This window comes from Paenibacillus sp. FSL R5-0517 (assembly GCF_037974355.1).
Classification (GTDB): domain Bacteria; phylum Bacillota; class Bacilli; order Paenibacillales; family Paenibacillaceae; genus Paenibacillus.
The window spans coordinates 2741076-2767359 of sequence record NZ_CP150235.1 but is presented as its reverse complement, the minus strand read 5'-3'; the positions used below and the strand labels follow the sequence as shown (position 1 = coordinate 2767359).

23 protein-coding genes are annotated in these 26284 nt (G+C 47.5%); 8 read left to right on the top strand and 15 right to left on the bottom strand.

The genetic code is table 11. The features are described 5' to 3' along the window. Nucleotides 1–107 precede the first annotated feature (107 nt). The 9 genes from MKX40_RS12625 to MKX40_RS12585 all read right to left on the bottom strand — a co-directional run bounded on the left by MKX40_RS12625 (nt 108) and on the right by MKX40_RS12585 (nt 8051). Nucleotides 108–1106 (bottom strand): ABC transporter substrate-binding protein, encoded by a 999-nt coding sequence (locus tag MKX40_RS12625; protein WP_339241996.1) that lies wholly within the window; start codon nt 1104–1106, stop codon nt 108–110. 185 nt (nt 1107–1291) lie between these two features. Next, entirely contained in the window at nt 1292–1666 is a 375-nt protein-coding gene (locus MKX40_RS12620; RefSeq protein ID WP_339241994.1) for a hypothetical protein, read from the bottom strand. A gap of 22 nt (nt 1667–1688) precedes the next feature. After that, nucleotides 1689–2351: a 3'-5' exonuclease gene (locus tag MKX40_RS12615; RefSeq protein WP_339241992.1), complete on the bottom strand. Its 663-nt coding sequence runs from the start codon at nt 2349–2351 to the stop codon at nt 1689–1691. A 61-nt stretch (nt 2352–2412) separates the two neighbouring features. Beyond that, nucleotides 2413–2991: a histidine phosphatase family protein gene (locus MKX40_RS12610; protein WP_339241991.1), complete on the bottom strand. Its 579-nt coding sequence runs from the start codon at nt 2989–2991 to the stop codon at nt 2413–2415. Next, nucleotides 2988–5207, bottom strand: a complete 2220-nt coding sequence (locus tag MKX40_RS12605) for a class I SAM-dependent methyltransferase (RefSeq protein ID WP_339241989.1) — start codon at nt 5205–5207, stop codon at nt 2988–2990. The genes MKX40_RS12610 and MKX40_RS12605 overlap by 4 nt, the downstream gene beginning before the upstream one ends. 72 nt (nt 5208–5279) lie before the next feature. Beyond that, nucleotides 5280–6092 (bottom strand): aminoglycoside phosphotransferase family protein, encoded by an 813-nt coding sequence (locus MKX40_RS12600; protein WP_339241987.1) that lies wholly within the window; start codon nt 6090–6092, stop codon nt 5280–5282. A gap of 14 nt (nt 6093–6106) precedes the next feature. Continuing rightward, nucleotides 6107–6697, bottom strand: coding sequence for a GNAT family N-acetyltransferase (locus tag MKX40_RS12595; RefSeq protein WP_339241985.1), 591 nt, complete (start codon nt 6695–6697; stop codon nt 6107–6109). Between the two features lie 8 nt (nt 6698–6705). Further along, a complete protein-coding gene (locus tag MKX40_RS12590) occupies nt 6706–7152 on the bottom strand; it encodes a RidA family protein (protein WP_339241983.1) in 447 nt (148 codons plus the stop codon). Nucleotides 7153–7169: 17 nt separating this feature from the next. Then, on the bottom strand, nt 7170–8051 hold the full coding sequence (locus tag MKX40_RS12585; RefSeq protein WP_339241982.1) for an AraC family transcriptional regulator: 882 nt from the start codon (nt 8049–8051) through the stop codon (nt 7170–7172). A gap of 127 nt (nt 8052–8178) precedes the next feature. Between MKX40_RS12585 and MKX40_RS12580 the strand changes: the two genes are divergently transcribed. The 7 genes from MKX40_RS12580 (at nt 8179) to MKX40_RS12550 (ending at nt 17860) form a co-directional block, all read left to right on the top strand. Next, complete coding sequence (locus tag MKX40_RS12580) at nt 8179–9468, top strand: Gfo/Idh/MocA family oxidoreductase (protein WP_339241980.1); 1290 nt, start codon at nt 8179–8181, stop codon at nt 9466–9468. A gap of 117 nt (nt 9469–9585) precedes the next feature. Beyond that, nucleotides 9586–11403 carry a sensor histidine kinase gene (locus MKX40_RS12575; RefSeq protein WP_339241978.1) on the top strand — a complete coding sequence of 606 codons (1818 nt, stop codon included), beginning with the start codon at nt 9586–9588 and terminating at the stop codon, nt 11401–11403. Next, a complete protein-coding gene (locus MKX40_RS12570) occupies nt 11378–12937 on the top strand; it encodes a response regulator (RefSeq protein WP_339241975.1) in 1560 nt (519 codons plus the stop codon). Before MKX40_RS12575 ends, MKX40_RS12570 begins: the two co-directional genes overlap by 26 nt. Before the next feature lie 116 nt (nt 12938–13053). Beyond that, on the top strand, nt 13054–13968 hold the full coding sequence (locus MKX40_RS12565) for a sugar ABC transporter permease (protein WP_339243034.1): 915 nt from the start codon (nt 13054–13056) through the stop codon (nt 13966–13968). A 5-nt stretch (nt 13969–13973) separates the two neighbouring features. After that, nucleotides 13974–14813, top strand: coding sequence for a carbohydrate ABC transporter permease (locus tag MKX40_RS12560; protein WP_339241973.1), 840 nt, complete (start codon nt 13974–13976; stop codon nt 14811–14813). A 39-nt stretch (nt 14814–14852) separates the two neighbouring features. Further along, on the top strand, nt 14853–16181 hold the full coding sequence (locus MKX40_RS12555) for an extracellular solute-binding protein (RefSeq protein WP_339241971.1): 1329 nt from the start codon (nt 14853–14855) through the stop codon (nt 16179–16181). A 23-nt stretch (nt 16182–16204) separates the two neighbouring features. Further along, the gene (locus MKX40_RS12550) at nt 16205–17860 is read left to right on the top strand and encodes a hypothetical protein (RefSeq protein ID WP_339241969.1); all 1656 of its coding nucleotides are present in this window, start codon (nt 16205–16207) and stop codon (nt 17858–17860) included. Between the two features lie 72 nt (nt 17861–17932). Here the strand turns inward: MKX40_RS12550 and MKX40_RS12545 are convergent, their stop codons facing one another. Next, on the bottom strand, nt 17933–18277 hold the full coding sequence (locus MKX40_RS12545; RefSeq protein ID WP_339241967.1) for a hypothetical protein: 345 nt from the start codon (nt 18275–18277) through the stop codon (nt 17933–17935). A 124-nt stretch (nt 18278–18401) separates the two neighbouring features. Here MKX40_RS12545 and MKX40_RS12540 point away from each other — a divergent pair, with 124 nt between their 5' ends. Beyond that, a complete protein-coding gene (locus MKX40_RS12540; protein WP_339241965.1) occupies nt 18402–18824 on the top strand; it encodes a hypothetical protein in 423 nt (140 codons plus the stop codon). A gap of 200 nt (nt 18825–19024) precedes the next feature. Here MKX40_RS12540 and MKX40_RS12535 read toward each other — a convergent pair whose 3' ends face one another. From MKX40_RS12535 to MKX40_RS12515, 5 genes are all read right to left on the bottom strand, one after another. Further along, a complete protein-coding gene (locus MKX40_RS12535) occupies nt 19025–22198 on the bottom strand; it encodes a bifunctional cytochrome P450/NADPH--P450 reductase (protein WP_339241964.1) in 3174 nt (1057 codons plus the stop codon). A gap of 317 nt (nt 22199–22515) precedes the next feature. Next, entirely contained in the window at nt 22516–23070 is a 555-nt protein-coding gene (locus MKX40_RS12530) for a glutathione peroxidase (RefSeq protein WP_339241963.1), read from the bottom strand. A gap of 213 nt (nt 23071–23283) precedes the next feature. Then, complete coding sequence (locus MKX40_RS12525) at nt 23284–24009, bottom strand: LUD domain-containing protein (protein WP_339241962.1); 726 nt, start codon at nt 24007–24009, stop codon at nt 23284–23286. Continuing rightward, nucleotides 23999–25519 (bottom strand): LutB/LldF family L-lactate oxidation iron-sulfur protein, encoded by a 1521-nt coding sequence (locus MKX40_RS12520; protein WP_339241960.1) that lies wholly within the window; start codon nt 25517–25519, stop codon nt 23999–24001. Before MKX40_RS12520 ends, MKX40_RS12525 begins: the two co-directional genes overlap by 11 nt. After that, the gene (locus MKX40_RS12515) at nt 25516–26244 is read right to left on the bottom strand and encodes a (Fe-S)-binding protein (protein WP_017688927.1); all 729 of its coding nucleotides are present in this window, start codon (nt 26242–26244) and stop codon (nt 25516–25518) included. Before MKX40_RS12515 ends, MKX40_RS12520 begins: the two co-directional genes overlap by 4 nt. Nucleotides 26245–26284 lie beyond the last annotated feature (40 nt).

The following is a 26284-nucleotide window of genomic DNA, read 5'->3' as shown; positions in this document are numbered from 1 at the left end:
CATATTCATCGTCCTTAATTGAGAATTATTATCATTTAAAATAGTGTATACGAAAAAAGAAAGCTCTTCAACCCTCGCTGAAGAACTTTCTTTCTTATAGGATTATACTATGGAGTCATCTTTTCCAAGAGATCATCAATTTTCATGGAATTCGCTGTAATTGCACCTGATTGCCAATGTGATCTTTCCATGATGTACACCTGATTGTTTTTAACCGCTGGAAGGGATTGCCACAACTTGCTGTCAAGCACCTTCAAAGCTTCCTTGTTCTCGGGAGATGACCATTCTCCATTGGAAGGGAAAATGATAAGATGATCCGCATCAAGCTGCGGGATGGCTTCCTCAGACAGAATTTCCTGATATTCCTCCATCTTGCTAACCAGAGGATGCGGTGTTAGACCGAGCTCTGAATAAATAAATCCGGTCAATCGATTTTTCACACCGAACAGTGCCAGTGTGTCATCGTTAACATTCAGCCGGACCACTGCGACGCTCTCGTCCCCGACCGCTTCCTTCAGTTTCGATTTGGCATCTGCAATCTTGGCCTCAAATGCCGCAGCAACTTCTTCACCCTTGTCTGATTTACCTACAACATCGGCAATGGTTTTTAACATTTGATCGGCGTCCTGCAGTACTTCCTCAGGCAAACGATATGTTGGTGCCACCTTGGAATACATCTCATATTTCTCCATGTCCGCTCCCCCATCCACAATGATGAGATCCGGATCATATTGCAACAAGGCCTCAATGCTGCCTGTAGTATCAAATTGCGGCACATCCAGTCCTAAATACTCCTGCACACCCCACATCGGATTATACCACTGCACGACAGGTGTAATATCGAGCGCCTTCAGATAATCTTCTACATAGATTCCAGCAATTCGTTGTGGCTGAACCGGAATCGTTACATCTCCAAATTCATCCTGTACAACTCGTGTCGCAGGCTCTGTCTCGGTTACGGATGTATTTTCTCCCGAAGCTGCACTTTCAGTTGCAGGAGTCTGTTCCGCATTGGTAGCGGTGTTTGTACTACATCCCGAAATCACCAGACCCATGAGCAGTAATGTGATCGTCCACCCTTTTATACCTTTAATAAAACCTACCATGATACCCTTCACCCCTATATGATCTGTTGATATAATCGTGAGAATGATATACACATAACGTATAATGATTATCATTCTCATCTATTGCTTAGGTGAATTGTAACTCATGCTTCAACCGACTCACAATGTACATTTGATGCTATTTTTTTATACAAACGAGAAGAGCCAACATGGCTCACCCCCGCTTATCGCAGGGGCAACCTACCTTGACGATAACTTTCCAGCAGCTTGTTCACAAAGATATCATTCACCATATCCTGTAACAGTGCAGCGCCAATTAAACCCAGATCATCACTCACATACCCCGCTAACTCAGGTTCGCCAGTGAGTGCTAACGTTTGTTTGAACGCCTGTTCCCTGCATGCGCGCAGCACCTCTTCTTCAGCCACAGCAGTAGCTTGAGCCCATCGTTCAAAGGATTGCATCCACTCGTCAGCAAACGTTGAGGCATCCCTGTCATCCAGATAAACCTCTACATCCAATCCTTCGAATGTCTGCTGAGTCAGAATCCGTCCTTCGTTAAGTTCCGACAGCAGCTTCTCCACATCTGTTCTGCTCATCGATCTCCCCTCCAGTTCTTCATTATGTCAGATACATCTCAGGTATAACAAAACGCTTCATCATGCGCTTGGGATCAGCTGTAAAATGATTCAATTGAAGTTCCTCGTATTCACTAAGGATACATTCAAAGATACCAGCGATCACACCACAGTCTGCCAGAGCATTGTGCCTGTGAACTCCATCTGTATTCAGATCGTAATACCGAATCAGAAAATCCGTAGAGACGACCTCGTTAATCTCAGGATGAATGTACGTGAACATCGCTTTTGTATCCAATACCAGATTAGTGAACATCGGGAGACCATACTCATCACAATGTCGCTTCAAGATGGGCAGATCATATTCATATCCGGCTTGGGTCACAAGAACGCTATCACCAATGAATTCCTGAAAGGACTGAAATGCTTCTACAAACGACGGAGCCTCTACCATATCCTCATTCGAAATGCCTGTTAATTTCGCCACAGCTTCTGGTATAGGTTTGTCCGCCCGTGTAAGTGAAGAAAATGTTGTATTACATTGTTGACCTCTTTGGTAATGCATCGCGCCAAATTGTGTCACACTCTCCACCACAGGATTAATGCCCGTACCTTCGAGATCAAATATGCAGTACATTCTATCCTGTAATGGCGATACGCTTAGATTTTCAATAAAGTATGTATCAGGTAACAGCGTCATTTTCATCCGCTCAACTCACACCTCTCTATTCTCATCACGCTTAATGTATTTCTCATATATTAACCTGTCACTCCCACAATCTTGTTACCTGGACCAACATGTGCGTTCCATCAAACTGCAACTTATAGATATCCGGCATCGTAGTCTTCTCCCAGAAATTATAACCGTAGGAAGCATCATAGTGTTGAAAAATAAGCGTCATCACGTCTCCATGGGTTCCGATGACTACCTTGTGACCCGCATGTTTATTCAGAATTCTATCAATCACCGCTACTGCCCTAGAGCGAGCCTGTTCACCAGACTCTCCACCAGGATACGCATACGTAGGGTCGCGGTACAATCGCTGCTTGGCTTCACGAAAATTATCGTGCGTTACATCCGAACTCGACAACTGGCGTTCACGCAGATCTTCCTCTGTCACCACAATTCCACCTGACCGATCTGCCAGAATCTGAATTGTATCCACCGCTCGCCTGTAAGGGCTGGAATAGAACAGTTGAATCTGCTCCCCTTGGAGCAGACTGGCAACCGTTCCTGCATCTTGATGACCTTGTTCTGTCAGCCCACGCTCGCGCTCTTGTCCTGCAACATACCGCGACTCCGCATGTCTAACAAAATACAAAAACGTACTGGCCTCGCTCATCATCCGTCCGCCAACCCCTTCTTCTCAATAACAATCAGGCAGGTACTGTCTGGCAAAGATGCAGGGGAACCATCTTCCTTCATGAAGATCATTCGTTCTCCAAGTGCTTCCGTATAACCCTCCTGAAGGAAATGTTCGAAGGTGATCATTTCGGCTTGTTCGCCCAGCGCTTCTAGAATACAGTTCTTATAGTCGGTCGGCGTAAAGATACCGAACTGTTCCTGTATCTCATGCACATATGCCTCTTCCCCCCACGTATAGGTGTAGAGAAATTCCATCGCATCGTTGATTGGCATGACGACCTCGTTGTCTGATATTCGTTCATATTTTATCGCTCGTCCCTGAAAATCCTCTGCATACCGCTCCAGCCAGCGCATACCCTCCGGTTCCAGGAAACGAATCCGGCGCTTTTGCGCCTCGGGTTCACTCATGATGCCATCCCGAATCAAAATTCTTCCTCCAGGTGACAGTACACGAAATGAACTTCTCAGCGCTGCTACAACCGTATCGGAATTAAATCTTCGTCCGTCCAGTTCAATATATGAATATAATTCATGCAGAATGGATGAAAAAATAACTGTATCCACGGTGCCTGGCTGCACATATTGCTCCAGTTGCAGGGCATCGCCCTTCATCACTTGCCAGCGATGTCCCTCGCGCTGCTTTTTGCGCTCCAGCGCTTCAATGACATTGGCTGAGATATCGATACCGATCGGCTCCACTTCCGGTTTTTCCTGCTCAATCAGATCCAGCAGAATCCCTCCACCTGGACCAATATCAAGTACCCGTTTACCGACGATATAATCGAGCAGTACTTTTTTATAATCACCGGAGCTGTTCATATCGGACAAATACGTTTCTTCGTTGTGGAACCGGTCATAGGCATCCCGCCGCAATCCAAACAGGTCAAATAACAGCAGCACAGCCTTCTCATATAATGGTGACTTTTCCGCTTCAATACAGAATGCGATGAGCTTCTCGGCAGCGGGGGAAAATTCGAAGGTCACGAATAATGTATCCGGCAGATCCACATGACGCTCCACGCGATGGGTTAGGTGGGGATAGACGATCTGCTCCCCTGCCGCAATCTGTTCCCACGTGTATTGTTCCAAATATTTTTCAATCATTCGTTTCTTGTAAATATTGAGCTTTTTGACCCCTTTGTAGTCGTAATACATCGTATTCATCAATGGTTCGAAGCTGATATGGCGGACTATATCAGACTGTTTCTCGATGGATGTTGGAGTCATACTCTCGCTACGTAGCGTCAACAGGAACACTTTCACCATCTCCTGCAACGAGAAATCCTGCATGGCCGACTCTACATACCACAGCGTACGATGGGCCAGCGGAGCCAGTATCTGTTCCACATCCAGTTCCGTCTGAAGTTTGGCATAAGCCGTATCCATAGCTTCTCCCTGCCGGATGGATGAACTTCTTAATCGGGATAACCGTTCCTTCACGCTCCAGTCCTCATGATCCGGTCCAGCAATAATCCAGCCTACAATTCGCTGTACCTCAGCCTGAACCTGAACCCATAACGCTGGATCAACGCCTGCAATAATGCACTCATTTAATGCCAACAGTATGGTGTGCAGTTCTTCTGTAGTAAGCCATCCTTTGGCGATCAAGTCGTGCAGCGGAGCATTCTCGGCAAATGGAATCTCGCCGCGTATGTATTGACCAATAAGTCCATGCGTAGCAATTAGAATACGAATAACCTCATGCCTTGGTATGTCTGAAGTCAACACAGCATGCTTGCTTATATCTGTACTCTTACTATAGTCACCACTCGGAGATCCAGGTTGATTGATACTCGTTCCCCCGCTCTTACTGATGTCATTATCCAAGTGGTTTGCCCCTATGTATAGATCGTATAACTGGGCGGACCCCACATTGTGCACAAACAGATTAACGCCCTGCTTCTGCCATACACGCCGCTGCTCACGTGATCCAGCCTTCGCTGTCTCTGACCAGATTAGTACCTCCTCCAGAATTTCTCGCACCCAAAAAGAAACCTGAAGCTTCTCCAGCACACGCAGTGTACGCTCGGTGTAATCCAGCACCGGATTCGTTCCCTCAAGTTCCGCGATGGAATGAATGCGTTCGAGGTTAATATGGGGTTTCTCTGCTGCTGCCAGCAGTTGCAGCCATGGCTGCTGGGCTTCCGGCGTGTTATCTGATTTGTATGATTGTATGGCCATTAATGATTGCAGCATGAATTCGTCCCCTCTCGTTCTCTACCCTACCTATCATCGTAGTGTCTGTGTAAATAATCTTAAAGTTAACTTTTATAACAGACGAAGTCGTTCCTGAACCAACTTGAGCAGCTGTTCCACCTCTTGAGCAGGCAGATCCTCGTCAAGACGCGCGGCAGCAACGGGAAGCATCCATGATTCGATTGATTCACGTGTAATCCCGGACAGTTGCATATAATGATGCATGTAATATTCAATCAGCGACTCACGAGCCGTTTCAAACCACATTCGTACAGCAGGCTCTGTATTCTCCGGCAAAGTGCTGCTCATTAATATTACCCAGCTTCGAGCCGCATCACCCGCAGGATCTCCTGACATACCAGTCATCCAATCGATAACCCAGTATTGATCGCCAGCATCACTGAGCATAACATTATCGGGGTGAAAATCGCCATGACAGATTTGCTGTTGATCAGGCAATATTGTTAAGTATGAGAGGATTCGCGCTTGATCACCCTCTGATAATAATCGAACATTGCGAATTGCTCCGGATAGAATCTGCTTTTGGGAGGGCAGTGCTCCTTCATCATCTCGTTCGCAATGAAGTCTGTAATGACAGTCAGCCATCATGAACGCCAACTGCTCCAGTAATTCAGGTTGCTGAATAATAAGGGATAACAGGGTATTCCCCTGAAGTCGTTCAAAGACAATGCCCACACGCGGCGTAGTATGTTCTATTAAGGATATTGCTTGTGGGACGGGTAGTCCTTTCTTGTACGCCAACTCACTTATTCTAAATTCATTTTGGACCGCTTCGAGTGGAAAATCCATTCGATATAACTTCATAATGTGCTCGTTCGAATACGCATAGATTTCCGCAGTTCTTCCCTGACCAATTCGCTCCATATCTACCCGCCCTTTTACTCGAACTCAATTCCTCTGACTTTAGAGAAAACCATATAATCGACCAAAGTACCTGTACTATTCCGCCGCATCTTGCGTAGTGTGCCTTCCAGTGTATAACCCGCCCTTTCAGCTACTTTGGCACTTCGCACATTACGCGCATCACAGCGTATCTCCAGACGGTTCGCCTCCAGATGCGTAATGGCAAATTGCTCAATGCCTTTCACCGCTTCCGTCATCAACCCCTCACCAGCTCGTGAAGTTCGAATCCAATAACCAATCTCGAAACAACGTGCATTCCAGTCGATGCGATGTAACCCGCTGCTGCCTACCAATTCATCCGTGTGTCTGTCTCGCAGATGAAGCATCAGGTCGGTACGTTCCAGATATTTCAGTCTTGCTCTGCGAACAGTCATCTCGGACTCTTCCAATGACGGGATCTTCTCCGCAAAAGGCAACCACAATCGCAGCTGCTCCGCACTTTCACGGACCGCTTCATTGACTGCCGCACCGTCCCCCCACTGCGGGGCACGAATCGTGAGGCGTTCCGTTTGGAAGCTCTCGGGAATCGTTAACATAATTGGATTAAATGAAGTCGATTCCGTCATGGTTAGATCTACTCCTCTACTTGAAATATGGAATCAATGATCAAGGGCAAATTATCCCTAACAGATACGGCACCAAATACCGAACGAGCATGTACACCCTGATCCCCGAATACCTCCATCATCAGATCGGAGAATCCATTCAGGACTTTATGATGTTCCTGGTATGAAGCGGACGCATTAATAAAGCCCTGCACTTTAACCACTCTCTTCACCTGATCCAGTGAACCCAGCACATCTCGAACGACAGCGAGCACTTCCAGTCCGGCATTCCGGGCAAAATCATATCCCTGCTCAGTTGTGAAGTCTGATCCCAGTTTGCCACGTTCCGAGGTATCAGGTCCTTTCCCGGATACATACATGATGCCATTAACAATAACAGCATTGGCATATTTCGCCGCAGGGGCACTGGCCTGTGGCAAAGTGATCCCCAGTTCATTTAATCTCGCTTCAATCATCGTATACTCGCTCCCTCTCATAAGGTCCTCACGGAACCCGATTCCTTGTTTTCCTGCCTGTAAACTCTTGGTGATACCTGTACGGTTCGCTTAAACATCTTGCCAAAATGAGAGAAGTTACTGAAGCCGGCAAGCCAAGCAATATCCGTAATAGATTCCTCACTTTCCCGCAGCAAACGCTGTGCTTCTTTCACCCGTAACAGATTCAGATAATCACTGAAGGTAAAGCCCGTTGTTTGTTTGAACAATCGACTCAGATAATGCGGACTAATGCGAAACATACCCGCCACCTCCGGTAGTGTCAGTGGCTTCTGATAATTCTCATTCAGGTAACGAACAACGGCCTGTGTCTTGGGATGAAGAACCGGCTCACGATCATCGGAGCATAACCTGCCCAGATGCTGATTACGATAGGCTTGCAGCAACAATTCAATAGCCCGGTGACGAAGCAATAGGTTGCTTCCCGGCTGGGGACGAAGCATTTCATCAACCATTTCGCTAACCATCCGCTGCAATACCTCCGTGACCTGTGAAGGAAACCTTATAATAGGGATCTCCCAGCAGAAGGGCTCCTTCAAGACTTCAACTAACTCCGTTGAAATAGCCATGGCTGCAAAAAGCTCAGGCTTCAAATACAATACCATCCGCTCATGGTCGGGCATGCCGCTCTCCAAGGTTTTATGAACCGTATTGCGGTCAACAAACACCAGGTCACCAGCCTTTACCCGGTAGGTCCGATCCTTGATGAAATAGATACGCTCGCCAGACAACAGGTAATACAGCTCATAATGATCATGCAGGTGGTCATCCGTCATCGAGAAATATCCAATGCGACGATCATATTCAATATGTAGTAAATCCGTGGGATCATGAAAATCTGCACTGAAAGGTTCTGTCATGTCGGCCTCTCTCCTTTCCATAAATTATAGCAAAATATGCGGCATTTGAAAGCGGTTACGCATAAAATGCGGCGAAAGAAGTACTCCCTTGTTATAGTCTAGAGCTATATTCAAGGAGGCGATAGACATGAGTAACAAGAAACGTTATGTATTAGTCGGAACCGGCGGCCGTGCGGAATTCTTTTATGGTGCATTAACCCGGGATTACAGGGATACTTCCGAGCTTGTCGGCTTTTGTGATATAAATCAAGTCCGCATGAACTACGCGAATCAACTGTTGAAGGAAAAGTACGATTATCCAGAGGTACCCACCTATCCTGCGGATCAGTTTGATCAGATGATTGAGAACGAGAAGCCTGACTATGTCATCGTAACCAGCGTTGACCGTACCCATCACAAGTACATCATTCGCGCGATGGAACTGGGTTGTGACGTTGTCACCGAGAAACCAATGACGATCGATGAGGAGAAATGCCAGGACATCCTGGATGCAGTCAAGCGCACTGGCCAGAACGTCAGAGTTACCTTTAACTACCGTTATGCGCCGCACCATACGAAGATTCGGGAACTTATTCTGAATGATACCATCGGAAAAGTCACGTCCGTTCACTTTGAATGGCTGCTGAATACACGCCACGGGGCAGATTATTTCCGCCGTTGGCATCGGGACAAGCGTAATAGCGGCGGACTGCTCGTGCACAAATCCACCCATCACTTCGATTTGGTGAATTTCTGGATTGGTTCGCAACCGGAGACCGTGTTTGCATTCGGTGATCTGATGTATTACGGCAGAGAAAACGCAGAAGAACGCGGTGTAACGCAGTTCTACAATCGAGCAACCGGCAACCCGATCGCGAAGGAAGATCCTTTTGCACTGCATTTGGATTCGGATGCTCATATGAAGTCCATGTATCTGGATGCCGAATCAGAAGATGGTTATCAGCGGGATCAAAGCGTATTTGGGGATGGCATTAACATTGAGGATACGATGGGTGTGCTTGTGAAGTATCGGAGCAAAGCCATTCTGACGTACTCCCTCGTTGCCTATCAGCCATGGGAAGGTTACCGCATTGCCATTAACGGCACCAAAGGCCGGATTGAGATGAACATTGTGGAGCAATCCTATGTCAATTCATTAGGTGACAAAAGTAAAGAAGGTGCATTGATCGGTAAAACATTGCGGGTCCTTCCGATGTTCGGTGCGCCATATGAGGTTGAAGTGGAGGAAAAAGCAGGTGGACACGGCGGTGGTGACCCAGTGCTGCTGAATGATCTGTTCGGAGAGCCTGTAGAAGATCCGTTCCATCGCGCAGCTAATCATGTGGACGGTGCCAGATCCATTCTGACGGGCATTGCGGCCAATCGCGCCATCGCCACGGGTTTGCCTATCAACGTCAACAATCTGGTTCGTTTCTAAGTCTCCCAGGTCTTCACTACATTATTAATTCTTTAAAGGCTGCGCATATCACGCAGTCTTTTTTATATTTTTATAATTACTCTGCGCTCAAGTCGACTCGGTAGAAGGAGGAAATCCATGTTCTTCTCTTTAAAAAACCGCCTGATTGCCTTTATCGTTGTCCTGTTTGTCCTCGCTTTTGGCACACTCTCCTACCTGCTCTTCAAGGAATCACGCACGGTCATTCGCTCTTATATCGAATCCTCTGCTCTTGAGAAAATGGAGGAATACGGTTCATACGTAGACATGGTACAGATGCAGATCTATGATGTTGCCTCACTTGTTTTTAATAGTGATATGGGCAAGAACTGGGATAACGCGATCAGTGATCCTAACCTTCCGGAAGGAGAAAAGATGCTGGCCAACCTCGCGATGAGCCGTTTCCTCACTCAGGCAACCAACAGTTACACCAGTATCTCGGATGTATCCATCTATCGACGGAATGGACTGCGAATTGGCAGCGAGAATCAGGTAACATATGACCCTGCCTTTGTACAAGAATCCTGGTACACGAATTTCTATACATTGGGGGAACGCTGGTTACCTGCACACACCGATCAACATGAACGTGTCAGAGATCATGGCAATCCGGTGGTCAGTCTGCTGATGCCTATTGGCACCTTTCATCATGCTACAGCGCAGAATGTCATGAAGGTGAATGTCAGTGAATCCTACTTTCTGGAACCGCTCCGGCGTATACATCTGGCGGAGAATAGCACTATTTTTCTACTGGGCGAGCAAGGAAATCCCATTCTGTCACAGCAGGTAGACACGTTAGGTGCTGTAGCTACCGCAGAGATCGATCGATTTCGAAACAGCCCGCTCAAATCCGGTGTGGCATACCTCACTAACCAGGAAGGACAGCGAGACATCCTTGTATTCAAGAAGCTGGGCCGTACCGGCTGGATGTTGGCAGGTCTGGCACCTGAAAAGGAAATGTATCTCTCTCTCCATAAGCTCCAAAGCACGATTGTGGCGGTGACAATTGTCCTAATTCTGGTCTCCCTCTTGGCGGCCGCATGGTTATCCCACGGCGTAACCAAACCTTTGACCAGACTGGTGCTGGCGATGAGACAGGTGCAACGAGGTGCTTTTGACCAAGCGGATTCACTTCTGCCTCCAGATAAAAATGTAAAGAGTGAGATCAGTTATGTCATCTTTACCTTCCGTTATATGATCAGTCAGCTGCGGCAGCATATCCAGAATGAATTCGAGCTGAAGCTGCTTCGCCAACAAGCAGAGTATAAAGCACTTCTCATACAGATTAATCCACATTTTATGTTCAATACCTTGGAGCTGGTAAGCAGTCTTGCCATTCAGCGTAGAACGGAAGATACGGTTCAGGTCATTGAGGATTTGGGTAAAATGATGCGCTTTTCCATTAACACCAATGACGATCTTGTTCCCCTAACCGAAGAACTGGATTATGTGCAGCGTTATATCTCCATCTTACAGACTCGTTTCGGTCATAAGCTCAACATTTCGATAACAAAGGAAGGCACACTGAACGCCTTGGTCATCATCAAGTTTATACTACAGCCACTTATTGAAAATGCAGTGAAATACAGCTTCCAGCATCAGACAACAGCTCAGGTTCAGATTCGAATCAATCGGCTAGATGATCGTCTGCATATCCGCGTTTCCGACAACGGACCGGGTATTCCAGCAGAGATAATCCATAAAATGCATCACCCTGATGCTTCCCCCTCATTGGAATCCATTTTGTTTAATGAAGGCTGGCATATTGGACTGGGCAATGTGATTGCTCGTTGCCGCCTGCATTACGGTGCCTTGTTCACGGTTCATATGAAGAACGATGAGAGCAGTGGTGCATGTATTGAACTGACTCTACCCGTACAGGAGGAATATGATGTACAACGTATTAATCGCAGATGACGAGATCGAAGTTCGCGAAGGATTAAAATTGAAAGTCGATTGGCACGGCATGGGCTTTGTCATAACAGGGGAAGCGTCTAACGGGATCGAAGCGGATGAACTTTTACAAACTGAACATTTTGACTTGCTGATTACCGATATGAATATGCCTGTCATGGATGGCATCAGACTATTGGATGTCTGCCGCAGTTATAACCCTTCCATTCAGATTATCATTATCACGGGTTATGAAGATTTTCAATATGCCAGAGCGGGGGTCCGCAGCCAGGTGATGGATTATTTACTGAAGCCAGTAACCCGGGATGAATTGAAAGCCACATTAGGCAAAATCAAAGCGGATCTGGATGAACAACGTAAAATTCGAGGCGACTCTGAATTGCTGCATTGGCGACTCTCTCAGTATTACCGGGAGATGAAGGAACGTTTCCTTCTTGATCTCGTCAAAGGTAATCGCCTACCGCCTTCCTCTATGCCAGAACGACTCCGATTGTTCCATCTCGAATCATGGCAGGATCAGAAGGTCTGTTTCATCACCGCGAGTATAAGTCACTCGGACAAGCCGGATATTCGAAAAGATCGATTACCCGAGCAGATGCATCTTCCTTTCGAGATGCTATGTTATGAAATCGCCCGGTCTGATTCAGACAATGTCCAGGTATTTCATGATTCGGTACACGCAGGCATCATGCATTTCATGGTACAAGATGGTATGCAGCATGAATTCATCCAACAGCTCACGGAACATACGGCATCCGTTTTTTCCATGGAACTCAAGATTGGGATGGGACTTTCTGTATCCGGACTTGAGCACTGGAAAGAAGGTTATATCCATTCCCTTTTGGCATGGAATTCAGCTGAACGGGCTGTCAGCGGGCTGAACCCTCAGGCTGGAACAGACTATAGTCCATTACTGCCTGAAGAAACGACACGCACGCTGCATCGTTGCCTCATTCGTGGAGAACTGGACTCCTTCCGCAGCATCATCCATAAGGAAATTCACGAGGCATTCCAGCTCTCTCCTTCCCGAATGACAAGAACTATTTTTCAAATTTCACTGTTGATGGATTTTTTTCCAATGGCCCCGGAATGGATACTGTGGCTTAAGACGCCAGATCAAGCAGAACGCTTATTAATGCAATGGGCTCAAGACTTCCTGGGTCAACAACTTCCTTCGGAAAATGGGGATGGGACGGTTATAGAGTTAGCCAAGCGATATATCGAAGAGAACTACATGCAGGAGCTCACGTTGACGTTACTCGCTGAACGATTCAACTATTACCCTACCTACTTCTCCGAATTGTTTAAGGTAGGGGCAGGTACCTCTTTCGTTCAATATGTGACGGGTGTTCGGATGAAACATGCTTTGCAACTGCTGAAGGATACTCAATTAACGGTATGGGATATTACTGAACTGACAGGTTTCAGTTCGCCAAGTTATTTCAGTTCGAAATTCAAAAGAATGTTCAACATGAGTCCTTCAGACTATCGGTTGCAGCATTCCGAAAAAATCGATAATCATGATCCGAAGAAATAAGATTCAAGCTTCTCCCCTTCCCCGGTATGATGTGGTTACCCATAGAACGACACATGTTGTAAGCGGATTCACAGGGGTTAACCATGAATTTTATCGATTCAGAAGGGAGGCACATGATGAAAAAACAGACCAAGCCCTTATACGGTCAGCAGAATACCACAGCCTACTTGTTTCTTCTGCCCTGGCTGATCGGACTCTTCTGTCTGACACTGGGACCGATGATTGCGTCCCTATACTTATCCATGACCAAATTCAATCTGCTGTCATCACCAACTTGGACTGGACTTAGCAACTATGTTCACATCTTTACCGAGGACGATACCTTTCGCAGGTCCCTCGGGCTGACATTTTATTATGTCTTTTTATCCGTTCCTCTAAGGCTTGCCTTTGCTCTAATGGTGGCAATGGCGCTGAACAAAGGAATTCGAGCCCTCGGCATCTACCGGACCGTATATTACATCCCTTCCCTCTTGGGCGGTAGCGTCGCAATCGCAATCGTCTGGCGTCAACTTTTTGAGGGGAACGGACTGGTCAACCAGTTTCTAAGCTGGTTTGGCATCTCTGGTCCGTCCTGGATTGCGCATCCGGATTATGTGGTTTATACCATCATCACGCTATCTGTGTGGCAATTTGGGTCTGCCATGGTCATCTTTCTTGCGGGTCTGAAACAGATCCCGGCAGACTTGTATGAAGCTTCCGATGTCGATGGAGCGGGAAAGATACGTCAATTTTTCGGAATCACCCTGCCCATGCTCTCCCCCGTTATCTTTTTTAACCTGATCATGAGCATGATCAATTCATTCCAGGCGTTTACACCCGCTTACGTGATCGGAGATGGCCGCGGGGGGCCACTCGACGCAACAATGTTCTATACCTTGTACTTGTATCTGAAAGGTTTCTCGTTCTTTGATATGGGTTATGCTTCGGCTCTGGCTTGGATCATGTTGGTCATTATCGGCGTATTCACCGCAATCGTCTTTGTTACATCCCGATTTTGGGTGTTCTACGGGGATAATCAGGAAGGGAGGTAATGCATATGCCAATCAAACGACAACTGGTTCAGGCCGGGAGGCATGCCGCCATTATACTTTTCGGTCTCCTGATGTTATATCCTGTACTATGGTTAATTCTCAGTTCGTTTAAACCGAACCATCTCATTTTCACCAGTGGCAGTCTTTTGCCAACCAGCTTCACGCTGGAGCACTATATTAATGGCTGGAAAGGTCTGCAGGGCATCTCCTTTGGCCGTTTCTTCGGCAACTCCGTGCTGATCTCGGTCATGAGTGTGCTGGGTAATGTGATCTCCTGTTCCCTTGCAGCCTTTGCTTTCTCCAGATTGAAGTTCAGATTCAAAGGCCTGTGGTTCAGCATGATGTTGATCACAATTATGTTGCCTTACCATGTTACTCTGGTGCCCCAGTACATTCTCTATAATGAGCTTCAATGGATTAATACGTATTTCCCGCTGATTCTGCCCAAGTGGCTCGCGCAGGATTCCTTCTTCATCTTGCTCATGGTCCAATTCATACGCGGTATACCGCGGGAATTGGACGAGAGTGCAACCATTGACGGTTGCGGGCAATCACAGATCTTTTTCAGAATCGTAGTGCCTCTGCTCATTCCGGCACTGATTACAACAGCGATCTTCACCTTCCTGTGGAGCTGGGATGACTTTTTCAGCCAGATGATCTATCTGAGCAAAATTGATCTGTTCACCGTGCAACTGGGCATCCGGTCTCTCTTTGACCCCTCAGGACAATCCGATTGGGGAGCTTTGCTCGCCATGTCTACCCTGTCACTGCTTCCCGTGACCATCATCTTTTTACTGTTTCAGCGATATTTCCTTGAAGGCATTGCGACAACAGGTCTGAAGTAACAACACGTTTCTCATTATCCATAGTCAGGGGGATTCACCATGTTCAAACGTTTCATGATCGGTATAATCACTTCACTTTTGTTATTCGTAACAGCTTGCTCTGGAACAGACCATACAGGTGCTACTAATAATACAGGCGATGGTAATAACAATGGAACTACCGAGGGCGGACAGGTCGAACTTCGCATCATGTGGTGGGGTGACCAGAAACGGGCAGATATTACGAATGAAGCCCTGAAGATCTTTCAGGCAAAACATCCGGATATTAAAATTTCAGGTGAATTTGCACCCTCCTCTGGATATTTCGACAAGCTAAATACCCAGTTGGCATCAGGCACAGCACCGGATATCTTTTTCCTCGGTGGAAATGTCGTTGATTATGCCCAAAAAGATGTCCTGCTTAACCTGGACCCCTATGTTGGCAACGAACTGAATCTCGATGGTATGGATGAAACGATGATCGAATACGGACGTCTCGACGGGAAGTTGCAACATATCTCTGCCGGTGCGAACGCACGGGGAATTGTTGTTAACAAGGCACTCTTTGAGAAAGCCGGAGTGCCTTTGCCAGCTTCGGATTGGGACTGGGCGGACTACGCCGCCATCAGCAAGGCGTTATCCGACAAACTCGGGGACGGCTTCTATGGAACCTATAATTTCACCGTCGACGGGATGGATATTTTTCTTAAACAAAGGGGTAAACAACTGTATGACATGAAAAACGGTACACTCGGATTCGCCAAGGAAGACATTCTAGAATGGTTCCAATATTGGGAGAAGACTTCGGCATCCGGCGGTGTAGTCACACCGGAATTGCAGGTATCCAACCCGCATGATGATACCAGTAAATCCCTGTTGATCACAGGCAAAGCAGCCATGACTCTCCTACCATCCAACCAGCTCGCTGCATTCCAGAGCTTGACGGAAGATCCTTTGGTTCTTCTCCCTGTACCACGAGGTCCTAAGGGAACGGGTGTTGTATTTGAATCCAGTCAGGGATTATCAGGTTACGCGAATACCAAACATCCGAAGGAAGTGGCAATGTTAATGGACTTCTGGATTCATGATCCGGAAGCAGCCAAAATCCTCGGTAATGACCGCGGCGTGCCTGTTACGAAAGCCAATCGTACTCTTCTTCAGGAAGGTGCAGGCCCTGTGGAGGAGATTGTCTATAACTATACAAATCTTGTCTCTGAAGCTACGAAGACTGAACCTTTTGACGTAAGCTACAACCCGCCGGGATTTGCAGAATTCTCCAAATTAGCTCAGACGACGAATCAGGAGATCGGATTTGGACGAAAAAGTGTGGAACAGGCTGTCTCCGACTTCTATAACGGGACCGTTCGCATCTTTGAGTCGAATCAATAAGCAGAAGCTGTGAGGAGGAACATATGACAGAAGAGATACTGAATCGTCTACGCAACATGTCGATTATGGATCAAGTTCAGCCTGTTAAACCGGAAGATCAGCAGTTATTACAGGAATGGCATGCGTCGGGTGTCCGGTTTGCAGCATCGGGCGGACGAATGGAAGCTACGTATTATGCAGCAGTGCAAAAATTGCTTGCTTGCATCCTGCCCATGGAAGACAGCGATCCCATTTTACAAGAAGGCGGCATCTATCTGGGATGTTGGTTAGAGAGCACAGGTACCATCAATGCGGAGTTACTGTCTCGCCTGCTGCCTTCCGTATCCGAAACAACGTACCTCGCATTAGCCGAGCAGCAAAGAGATGATGGATTGCTTCCGTATAAACTCACGGCTACCGGGCCTTCTTTCCGGCAAATTCAGTTGGTCACTCCACTGGCACGCAGTGTGTGGAACCACTATCAGCTTCATGATAATGATGGCAAGCAGTCACCTTTCCTGAGCACCATGTACAAGGCTATGGTTCGTTACGATGAATGGATTGCACGAAACCGTAATACACGAGGAACCGGCTGTGTAGAGGCCTTCAGTACGTTTGACACTGGACATGACTTATCCCCCCGATTCTGGCATGTTCCGGATACACCTTATATGAATGAAGCTTCTGCCTACCACCCGGATTCTCCGATTCTGCCCTTTCTGGCACCGGATCTGACTGCTAATATTTATTGTCAGCGCATGTATCTATCCCGCATATCTGAGGAGCTGGGGGAGTCCGGAACGGATTGGAAAGCCAAAGCCGAGTCCAGCCTGGAAAGTCTCTTTCGCTATTGTTACGACGAACAGGATATGTTCTTCTATGATCGGGATCGCAATGACGAATTCGTCAGAGTGCAATCCGATGTGCTGCTCCGCGTGTTGGCCTGCGAGGTGGGCAACCGTGAATTGTTCGATAACCTACTACGGCGGTACCTGTTGAATACAAGCAAGTTTTTCGCTAAATACCCATTTACATCGATCTCAATGGATGATCCCCGATTCGATCCGTTTTCCTCCTATAACAGCTGGGGAGGCGCATCCAATTTTCTGAGTCTAATCCGGGCACCACACGCATTTGAGTATCATCATCGATATGTGGAGCTAACCTGGGTTATGCAGCCTATCTTGTCTGCTCTGTCCAAAGATAAGCGTTTTGGTCAGGTACTCAGCCCGTGGACCGGAGAACAAGGTTTTACCGAGACATACTCACCTTCCATCCTCTGTCTCCTTGATTATGTCGAGCGATTATGCGGAATTATGCCTGTTGGATCGAATCAGCTCTGGTTTACCGGACTGCTCCCCATCGATATGGATCATGGTGAGGTCGTATCTGGCAACACGGCTTATAGCCGTAAGGTCTGTGGAATAGGATATGAATTGGTGAACACCCCGGATCGCATGACCGTATATAAGGAGGGCAATATTCATCTGGACGGCCCGTCAGGAATTCGCCTTGTAACCGACAGTAGTGGACATCTGGAAGCCGTCATCGGAATGACCGTTCGCACCGTCGAGGGAGAGCTTTTCTACCAAGGAGAATGCATCCCAATTCGGATCAAAGGAAATGAAATGCAGCGTTACGTTGACGGAGGGTTCAGAACCGAGCGCGATATTGGCATCATCCATCCTGCGTATCGTTAATTGTTGTTATGCAAAAAGCGCAAGTTGCGGAGGCTTACTGCCCAGCACTTGCGCTCTTGTATTTCTTTATTTCTACACTTTCCGGTTCCACGCCGGGTGACGATAAAATTCTATCGTATCAATATAATTTACCGTGAAATGCTGTTCTACATCCGACAGGTTCAACAGTTTGCGGTCGATTTGCTTCATCCCCATGACCACATCGTGTCTTAACAGGTCCATCGCAATTTTGCCTACAAACCCGCCTTCCATCTCCTTATGCTTGGTACGAAACTCTTCATTGTAGATCATTTCAGGCGTGAATGCTGCTTCGACGAATGCATTAACAAGTGTAAGCTCATTGCCATCCATCTGTACTGCCAGATAATAATTGCCACGCTCATCCTGAATGAGGTCTTTATACATCTCAACGATCACTTGAATCACTCCTCTATTATAAAATGAAACCCCGTTAGCCGTAACGAACATGGGCTATCAAACGTACACCTTCCTACCCCTTGCCTTCATATACTAGGTACAAATGGCGAACGGAGGAATTCTTATGAGCTGGCAGCATCTCCATACTGGCAAAACACTTCAACAGCGTCTGGCAGAACTCCAGGGGCACCTTGCAGAACTGAATACTCCACTCTCCGGGTTGGAACCGGGACGTATTCGTCGTGTCTATCCAAGGCAGTTTATCAAAGTAAACCGTCAGTTATTCATTCCGCTCAGTCTGAATTCCATTCGGGTATTTGATATTCCTCGAACACGGCGAGGCGTCAGAGTGGGAATCCGCACGACGTTCCCTTCCTGGAATGCATTTAACAATATCAGACTGGTAGGCGTGGGACTGGATTATCTTGAACTCCAGGGAAAAGGCAGAGTCCCTTCCCGTATTCTATTCCCTCTCTCCAGCGTCGAGTCGATCTATCGACCAACCACTGGAAGAAAAAAACTCAGACGACCTTGTAGGCGGAAATAAAGCTGGTTCTTTTCGCAAACCATACAATGGTTCCCGAACGCCTACCATACGGGTGCTCCCTTCCAATATTTCATTATAACCCATGCAACCACTTCTCTGCTGAAGAATCATTTTATGTCAAAAAGCGGTGAGCACAGAACTGCTTCTGTATCTCACCGCTCAGCCAGTTACGGATCAAACTGATCCTTCACATGTGTACATCAGATGCCTGTCCATACATCCTTGGCATAACGACCTTCCTGCTGAAGGTGATCAAGCCAATCTGCTGCTTCCTGCGCGGATTTGCCATGAAGTTCAGCGTATGCCTGCTGGAGTGTAGCTTCCACATCAGGTGCCATCTTGCTGCCATCACCGCAGATATACAGATGCGCACCCTTTTCAAGTAAAGGAATCAGATGCCGGGCATCGTCTCTCATCAGATGCTGTACATAACATTTCTCTTCTCCGTCCACTCGGGAGAACGCCGTATGAAGCTCGACAAGCCCTTCTTGCTGGGCTGCTTCCAATTCATTTTTGTATAGATAATCATGCTCGGGATTCCGACATCCAAAGTATAGATGTGCTTCGCCAAGCTCTTGACCTTGTTCCTTCAACACATGTCTTGCTTGTATAAAACCACGGAATGGGGCAACGCCTGTACCCGGCCCTACCATGATGACGGGAACCTGTGTATCTTCCGGCAGTTGGAAACCGGATTCCGGTGTCCGCGTGAACATGACGATCTCGTCACCCGGTTTCAGGTTAGCCAGATAGTTGGACGCAATGCCTTTGTATTCTCCCTGTCCACTCCATGCCGGAGCACGCACCACACTCACCGTAATACTCGCTTGATCGGGCTGAACACGCGGTGAACTGGAGATCGAATAATATCTGGCTTTCAGTGAAGGCAGTAATTCAAGGAAGCGCTCAAACGGCAGTTCACATGCCTCATATTTCACCAGATAATCCAGCATGGAGATCCGTTTATTCCGAACTTCATCCATATACACAGATTCATCAAGCAGCGCTTCAAGCTCCTTCTTATGCGGTGGACATACCGTGTATGCTGCCATTTCTCTGAGCTGAGCACGAGTTGCGGCTTCTTGAAGCTCAACGCTGTGACTAAGCAGGTCATACAGGTTAACCGGTTGATGCAGCGGCAGATGTGCGGCACTTCTACCCGATGCATCGAGAACCAGATGCTCCGTTCCCGTGAATCCATACCGACGGAGTACACGTTCCACCAACTCCGGTGGGTTTTGTGGCAGAATGCCAAGATGATCCCCTTCCATGTAGGTGATGCCTTCAGGCAATTTGATCTCGAGGTGACGTGTACTCCGTTCACTACCCGCGTCGTGAAGCTCTCTGTTCTCGAGTACTTCTGCCACATGAGCATCATACGTATCCGCAAGCGGTGTTACGGCGAGCCCACTGACAAACTGTACTGATAGTGAGCTGCGTTCGCTATTGGAACTTGTGTTTAGCTTCAGTCCCATTGTTCGTGCGAGATCCGGCCATAATTGCTCTGTCCAATCCCCCACCTGTTTCTCAAAATCTCCGCTTGCATCGGACTCACCCAAGGGCGATAACCGCTCTGCTCCTCTAGAAGATAACTGTTCATCGATTAGACGCGGAATACGCTGATAGGTGCTGGCCCAGTTGTGGTCACCGCATCCCAGAACGGCGAAACGCACCCCATTGAATTCATTGGCATCCGCGTGTTCGATCCACTCGACAAACATCTTCGCATTGCTAGGCGGCTGACCGTTATAGGATGCACTGACAATAATAACGGCGCCATCCTTCGGCAGTTGGCCAACACGATCATCAAGCGCAGCAACCTCGCTCCGGAAACCTTGATATCTGGCAGTATCCGCAATCTCACGTGCTATGCCTTCCGCCGTTCCCAGATTGGAACCGTATAGAACAAGCATCGGTGTGTGGTGAGCATTCGCAGCATCCGGTTCTGTTCTTTTGGCAACTGGCTTCGGTTCTTCGACCGCTACACCTGGCACGGCCATGACGGGCTGGCCTCCACGCGCACGTACCCGAATGGTGAAGTTATCCGGTTTGAGCGTCAGCGTTTCTTTCACCTTTAATTGATAATCGGAATGATCGATGAAGTCAAAATGCTTGAGCACCATGCCCAGCACCAGCGTTGCTTCCTGAAGTGCAAACTGCTGACCAATGCAGGCCCGTTGACCATTACCGAAAGGTTTGTAGGCATCATGCGGCACTTTGCTCGGATCTTCGAACCGTTCCGGGCGGAAGTCCTCTACGTCATCTCCCCATGCTTCGCGGTCGCGATGCAGCTTGGGAATAAGTACACTGACGCTGTCGCCTTTTTGCAAAGGATATTGACCCGCAAGTACCGTATCCTCTTTGGCATACAGAGAAAATGCCGGGGCCGTCGGCCATAACCGCAAGGCTTCGTTCAAAACCATGCGAACGTACTTCAGATTGCGAACCTGGTTGTACGTTGGAACCGGATCTTTCAGAATCTGATCCACTTCTGCTTGGGCCTTAGCCAGTGTATCCGGGTTCTTCATCAGATAATAAACAGCGAAGGATAACAGTCCACTTGTGGTCTCATGTCCAGCAATCAGGAATGTAATAATCTGATAACGGATGTTCTCATCATCCAGGGTTTCTCCCGTTTCCGGGTCCTTGCCGCTGAGCATGTGGGACAATAGATCATCCGCGCCTTCCTGTGGTTTCTCTTTGCGCTCGGCAATAATGTGATCCACCAAAGAGAACATGGAACGGATATCCTGTTCAAACTGTTTCTTTTTGGTGATCATCAACTTGTCTTGCAGACGCAGTCGCTGCAATGAACTCATGGATTCGTCCAGTGCACGAACCATGCTGGTAATGAATGGATGTGGTTCTTCCCGATAGAAGCTGTTAAACCGATAGTTGAACCCACAGAGTCCAATCGTATCGAGTGTAAGACGTGTCATATCATCCGGAACGTTAACCGTTTCATCCGGATTTAATCGTGACCATTTCTGAACCAGCTGTACCGCCAGATCAATCATTTTGTTGTGATATCCCTGCATGGCACGTTGACTGAAACTTGGCAGCAGTACGTTATGAGCTTTTTTCCAATTCGGTTCCTCGGTCCAACTCGTGAATAGTCCATCTCCTGCAAAAGCACGAACCTTGGCAAGGGGTGCCCATACACGTTTGTCAAACTTGGATTCATCCGTTACCTCGGCGACCAGTTCGTGACCTGAAATATACAATTCACTTCGTCCCGGATACTCCATACGAAAGATCGGTCCGTATTCTTCAGCCAGTTTCACCAGCGATTGCACCGGCTCTTCAAAGTTCAATTGCGGCAAATTGCCCAGTGGGCCAAATGTTTTCGGTTGAGGCACTGAAATTGGTGGCATGACGCTCACTCCTTCTTTCCAAGTTAAGAGTTTTGACAACTAAAAAATAATGACTTGATTCCATGAGGAATTGCACTTTACCTTCGGATCGCACTTAACCTTCAATTCAACAGACTTAAGTTATTTTTTGCACAATTTCATATTTCATCCAGATAACTGTTAAACCCAAAAAAGAACTGACTGACCGAAATGGTATATTGGTCATTTTTGATTAAAAAAAATGGAGAACTCGTTATCTCCTTTTACCCTAACATTTCCAGTTCCAATCTTCAACCGTCCCAAAGTCATAGGACCTCAGGACAGGGATTACATTATAACTAGGAATTCTTCAACAGAATCTGAATAGCAGACTCCACCTCCAATGGGGCAACTGTCGTTTCATACCGGCCATGAACATTGCCACTGCGGTCAATCAGGAATTTGGTGAAATTCCATTTGATCCCGTTCCCTTGATACAATTCGGGATGCTTCTCTTTCACAAAAGTGTCCATCCACTTTCCTTCTTGGGTATCCAGATCATAGCCTTGAAACGGCGCTTTTTCTGTCAGGTAACGGAACAACGGATGCATCGATTGCCCTGCAACTTCAACTTTCTCCAAGATCGGAAAGGAAATCTGAAACTGACTTATGCAATATTCTGCAACCTCAGCGCTACTACCAGGTTCTTTCTCGTTAAACTGGTTACATGGGAAAGCCAGAATCTCCAGCCCCTGTTCACGATATTTCTCGTATATCTGTTGAAGTTCATTGAATTGCCGGGAGTAGCTACACCGACTTGCTGTATTCACAATAAGCAGTACTTTCCCTTTAAAAGCAGACAAATCACCCGCGTGGCCATCCATAAACGGAACCTGGTAAGAAAATATACTCATTCACAACGCCTCCTCTTTCTCTCTCATATCTCACATCAATTCTATCTTGAGAAGAATTATACACCCACCCTATTAATAGGTGAAATATATAATAAGTATATGTTTAATAGATTTCGACTATAAAAACTCAACAAAAAAACTGTCCTCAGCAGCTACGTGCTACCTCTTGGACAGTCTTCCAAATCATGTTGCGCCATCACGCTCAACTCACCGTTACCCCATAATCAAACCATATACAATACCTGGTCCGTGTACCCCAATGGTCAGATCATTTTCAATATCGGACGATCGGCTTGGGCCTGAAATAAAGTGGATACCTGCGGGAAGATTCTCTCTTCCCACCTCGTCAAATCGATCAAGCGTTTCACCCAGTCTGGTGTACAGCCGATCTACTGGAATAATGATGATAAGTACGGTAGGCAGCAGACTGACGGAACGACCTTTTTCGGGTGAAGAAAGTACAGTAACCGAACCTGTATATGCAGTCGCATAATCCGCTATGACCACACCGATATCAGCCTCAGCTGCCCGAGCCTTCCAGTTCTCATCCGCTTGACTATTCCAGACGGAGATCTGTACCTCCGGTAACTGTTCTTCCAATCCGAGATCTTTTAGCGCCTGTTCATTCTGACGAATGATATATCTGGCACTCAGTTCATGCGATTTGTTAGCAATGAATTGAGATACTTCTTCCATGTTCTGAACCCGTGCAATGTGTGCGCCTACACTTACAAAGTTATCCGTAAATGCTTGAATACGCTTCTCTTCATCCCATTCCAATTCCGTCCAAAAGTCGGGTGCTCCCCGAAAGGGTTGGGTCGGCGCTTGGCGTTGCCTTGGTCTTCTCAATTTCGAAGCAATGTCATTCATGAACTGCTCCTGTTTCTCAATGGACTTCTTCTCCAATTGTGCAAGCCATTGCTCATGTTCAGTGACCATGCTTCTTCCCCTCCCCTTCTTCTCGTTCACGAATAATCTGCTCCATACGGCTGCGAACGGAAGAATCCATAGCTTGTTGCTTCTCGTTCAGTTCCTGATCCAGCTTGTTCCATTGTTGCCGGAAGGATTTCTTGGCGAGACTTGGCGCAACCCGATAATTGTTCCAGCCTTTAAGTGGACCCAGCTTGAGAGAAATGCCGTTGTTGCGCACAACTGCCTTCTGCCCGATCTGTCCCAGACGTATGGCCGCACTGAAGCGTTTGGAATTGGAAACAACGGCAGCAAAGCCCTTCATGCCCATGCTCTCCATTTTGTTGCCATGACCGTCTTCCACTTTACGCCTGCGTAGATAAACAAGCATATCATGTAGCGGAATTTTAACTGGACATGCTTCATAACAGGCTCCACACAGACTCGAAGCACCCGCAATATCATTCCATTCATCAATGTTGCCATTGAGTGCAGGTGTCAATACCGCTCCAATCGGTCCGCTATAGGTACCACCATAGGCATGGCCCCCAATATGACGATATACCGGGCAAGCATTCAAACAAGCACCACAGCGAATACAATTCAGCAGTTCTTGAAACTCGGGATCACCGAGTTGAAGGGATCGACCGTTATCCACGATAATGATGTGCATTTCATCCGGTCCATCCGCATCCGCTGTACGGCGAGGACCTGTGATGCCTGACATATACATCGTCAGTTTCTGACCTGTTGCAGAGCGTGGCAACAAGGTTGCCATGACCTCCAGATCCGTCCACGATGGAATGATCCGCTCCATGCCCATGAGTGTAATCTGCGTTCTGGGAACAGTGGATACCATACGGGCATTGCCTTCATTTTCGAACAAAACCATGGAACCTGTCTCTGCAATTGCAAAATTACAGCCCGTCATGCCGATATCCGCCTCTAGGAACTTCTCGCGTAGCTTTTTGCGAACAAATCCGGCAAGTACCGTCGTATCCGGCTCCAGAATTTCACCCGCTTCCTTCGATAACAACTCTGCAATCTGATAGCGGTTCTTATGGATGGCTGGAATGACAATATGAGAGGGGGCCTCGCCTGCCAACTGTATGATGTATTCACCCAGGTCGGTCTCGATCGCTTCAATGCCCGCTGACTCCAGCACATGATTCAGATGTACTTCCTCCGACACCATCGATTTGGACTTTACCACCGTAGACGCCTGCTTGTGAGCCGCAATATCGAGTGCAATCGCCGCTGCTTCCACCGATGTATCTGCAAAATGAATATGAACCCCGTTCGCACGGGCGTTATTCACAAATTCATTCAGATAATAATCCAGGTGCGCAATGGTATGCAGACGAATCTGACGTCCACGTTCCCGCCATTCATCCCAGTTTCCATGTTCTTCTGAGGCCGACTTCTTACCGTTACGCAATCGTTCTGTTGTGAATTTGACCGCCTTACGCAGAAAATCATCATTCAAGGCCAGTCCGGCACGTTCTTTGACCGTCGTATCCATAACTCCCGGTTGGCTCATCCAGTTCGCACCCCCTCATACAATAGTTCCGCCAGATGCATCACACGCACCGGTTCATTCCGATAACGCAGATTACCTGCGATATTCATCAGACAAGCCATGTCTAGCCCCACCAGTACTTCGGCTTGGGTCTCTTTGACATGATCAACCTTCTCCGTCACCATCGCTCCTGAAATATCGGACATTTTGATGGCAAAGGTACCTCCAAACCCGCAGCAATCCTCAGCAAACGGCAGGGGAACCAATTCCAGTCCCTTTACTTGGGATAGTAATGCCATCGGCTCATCCTTTACACCCAACAGACGACTGCCGTGGCAGGATGGATGATAGGTTACTTTGTGTGGAAAATGTGCGCCCAGATCGGTTATCCCGAGTACCTGAACGAGGAATTGAGTGAATTCATAGGCTTTGGCTTCCAATCGTTTTGCCTTCTCTAACCACACCGGTTCATCCGCGAACAGTTCGGGATAATGATGAATCATATACGTACACGATCCCGAAGGACAGACTACAAAATCACTGTCGTCAAACGCTTCAAGAATCGTCTTGGCCGCTACCCGAGTCTCATCCCAGTACCCGCTATTGTAGGATGGCTGACCGCAGCAGGTCTGAACCGGCGGAAAATCCAACCGAACGCCATGAGCGGCGAGCAATCTGACCATGGCCTCCCCCACTCGGGGATAGATGGCATCGCTGAGGCAGGTAATGAATAAGGAGACCTTCATAAGTACACGCTCCTATTAACTGATTAGTAAGTAGATGAAT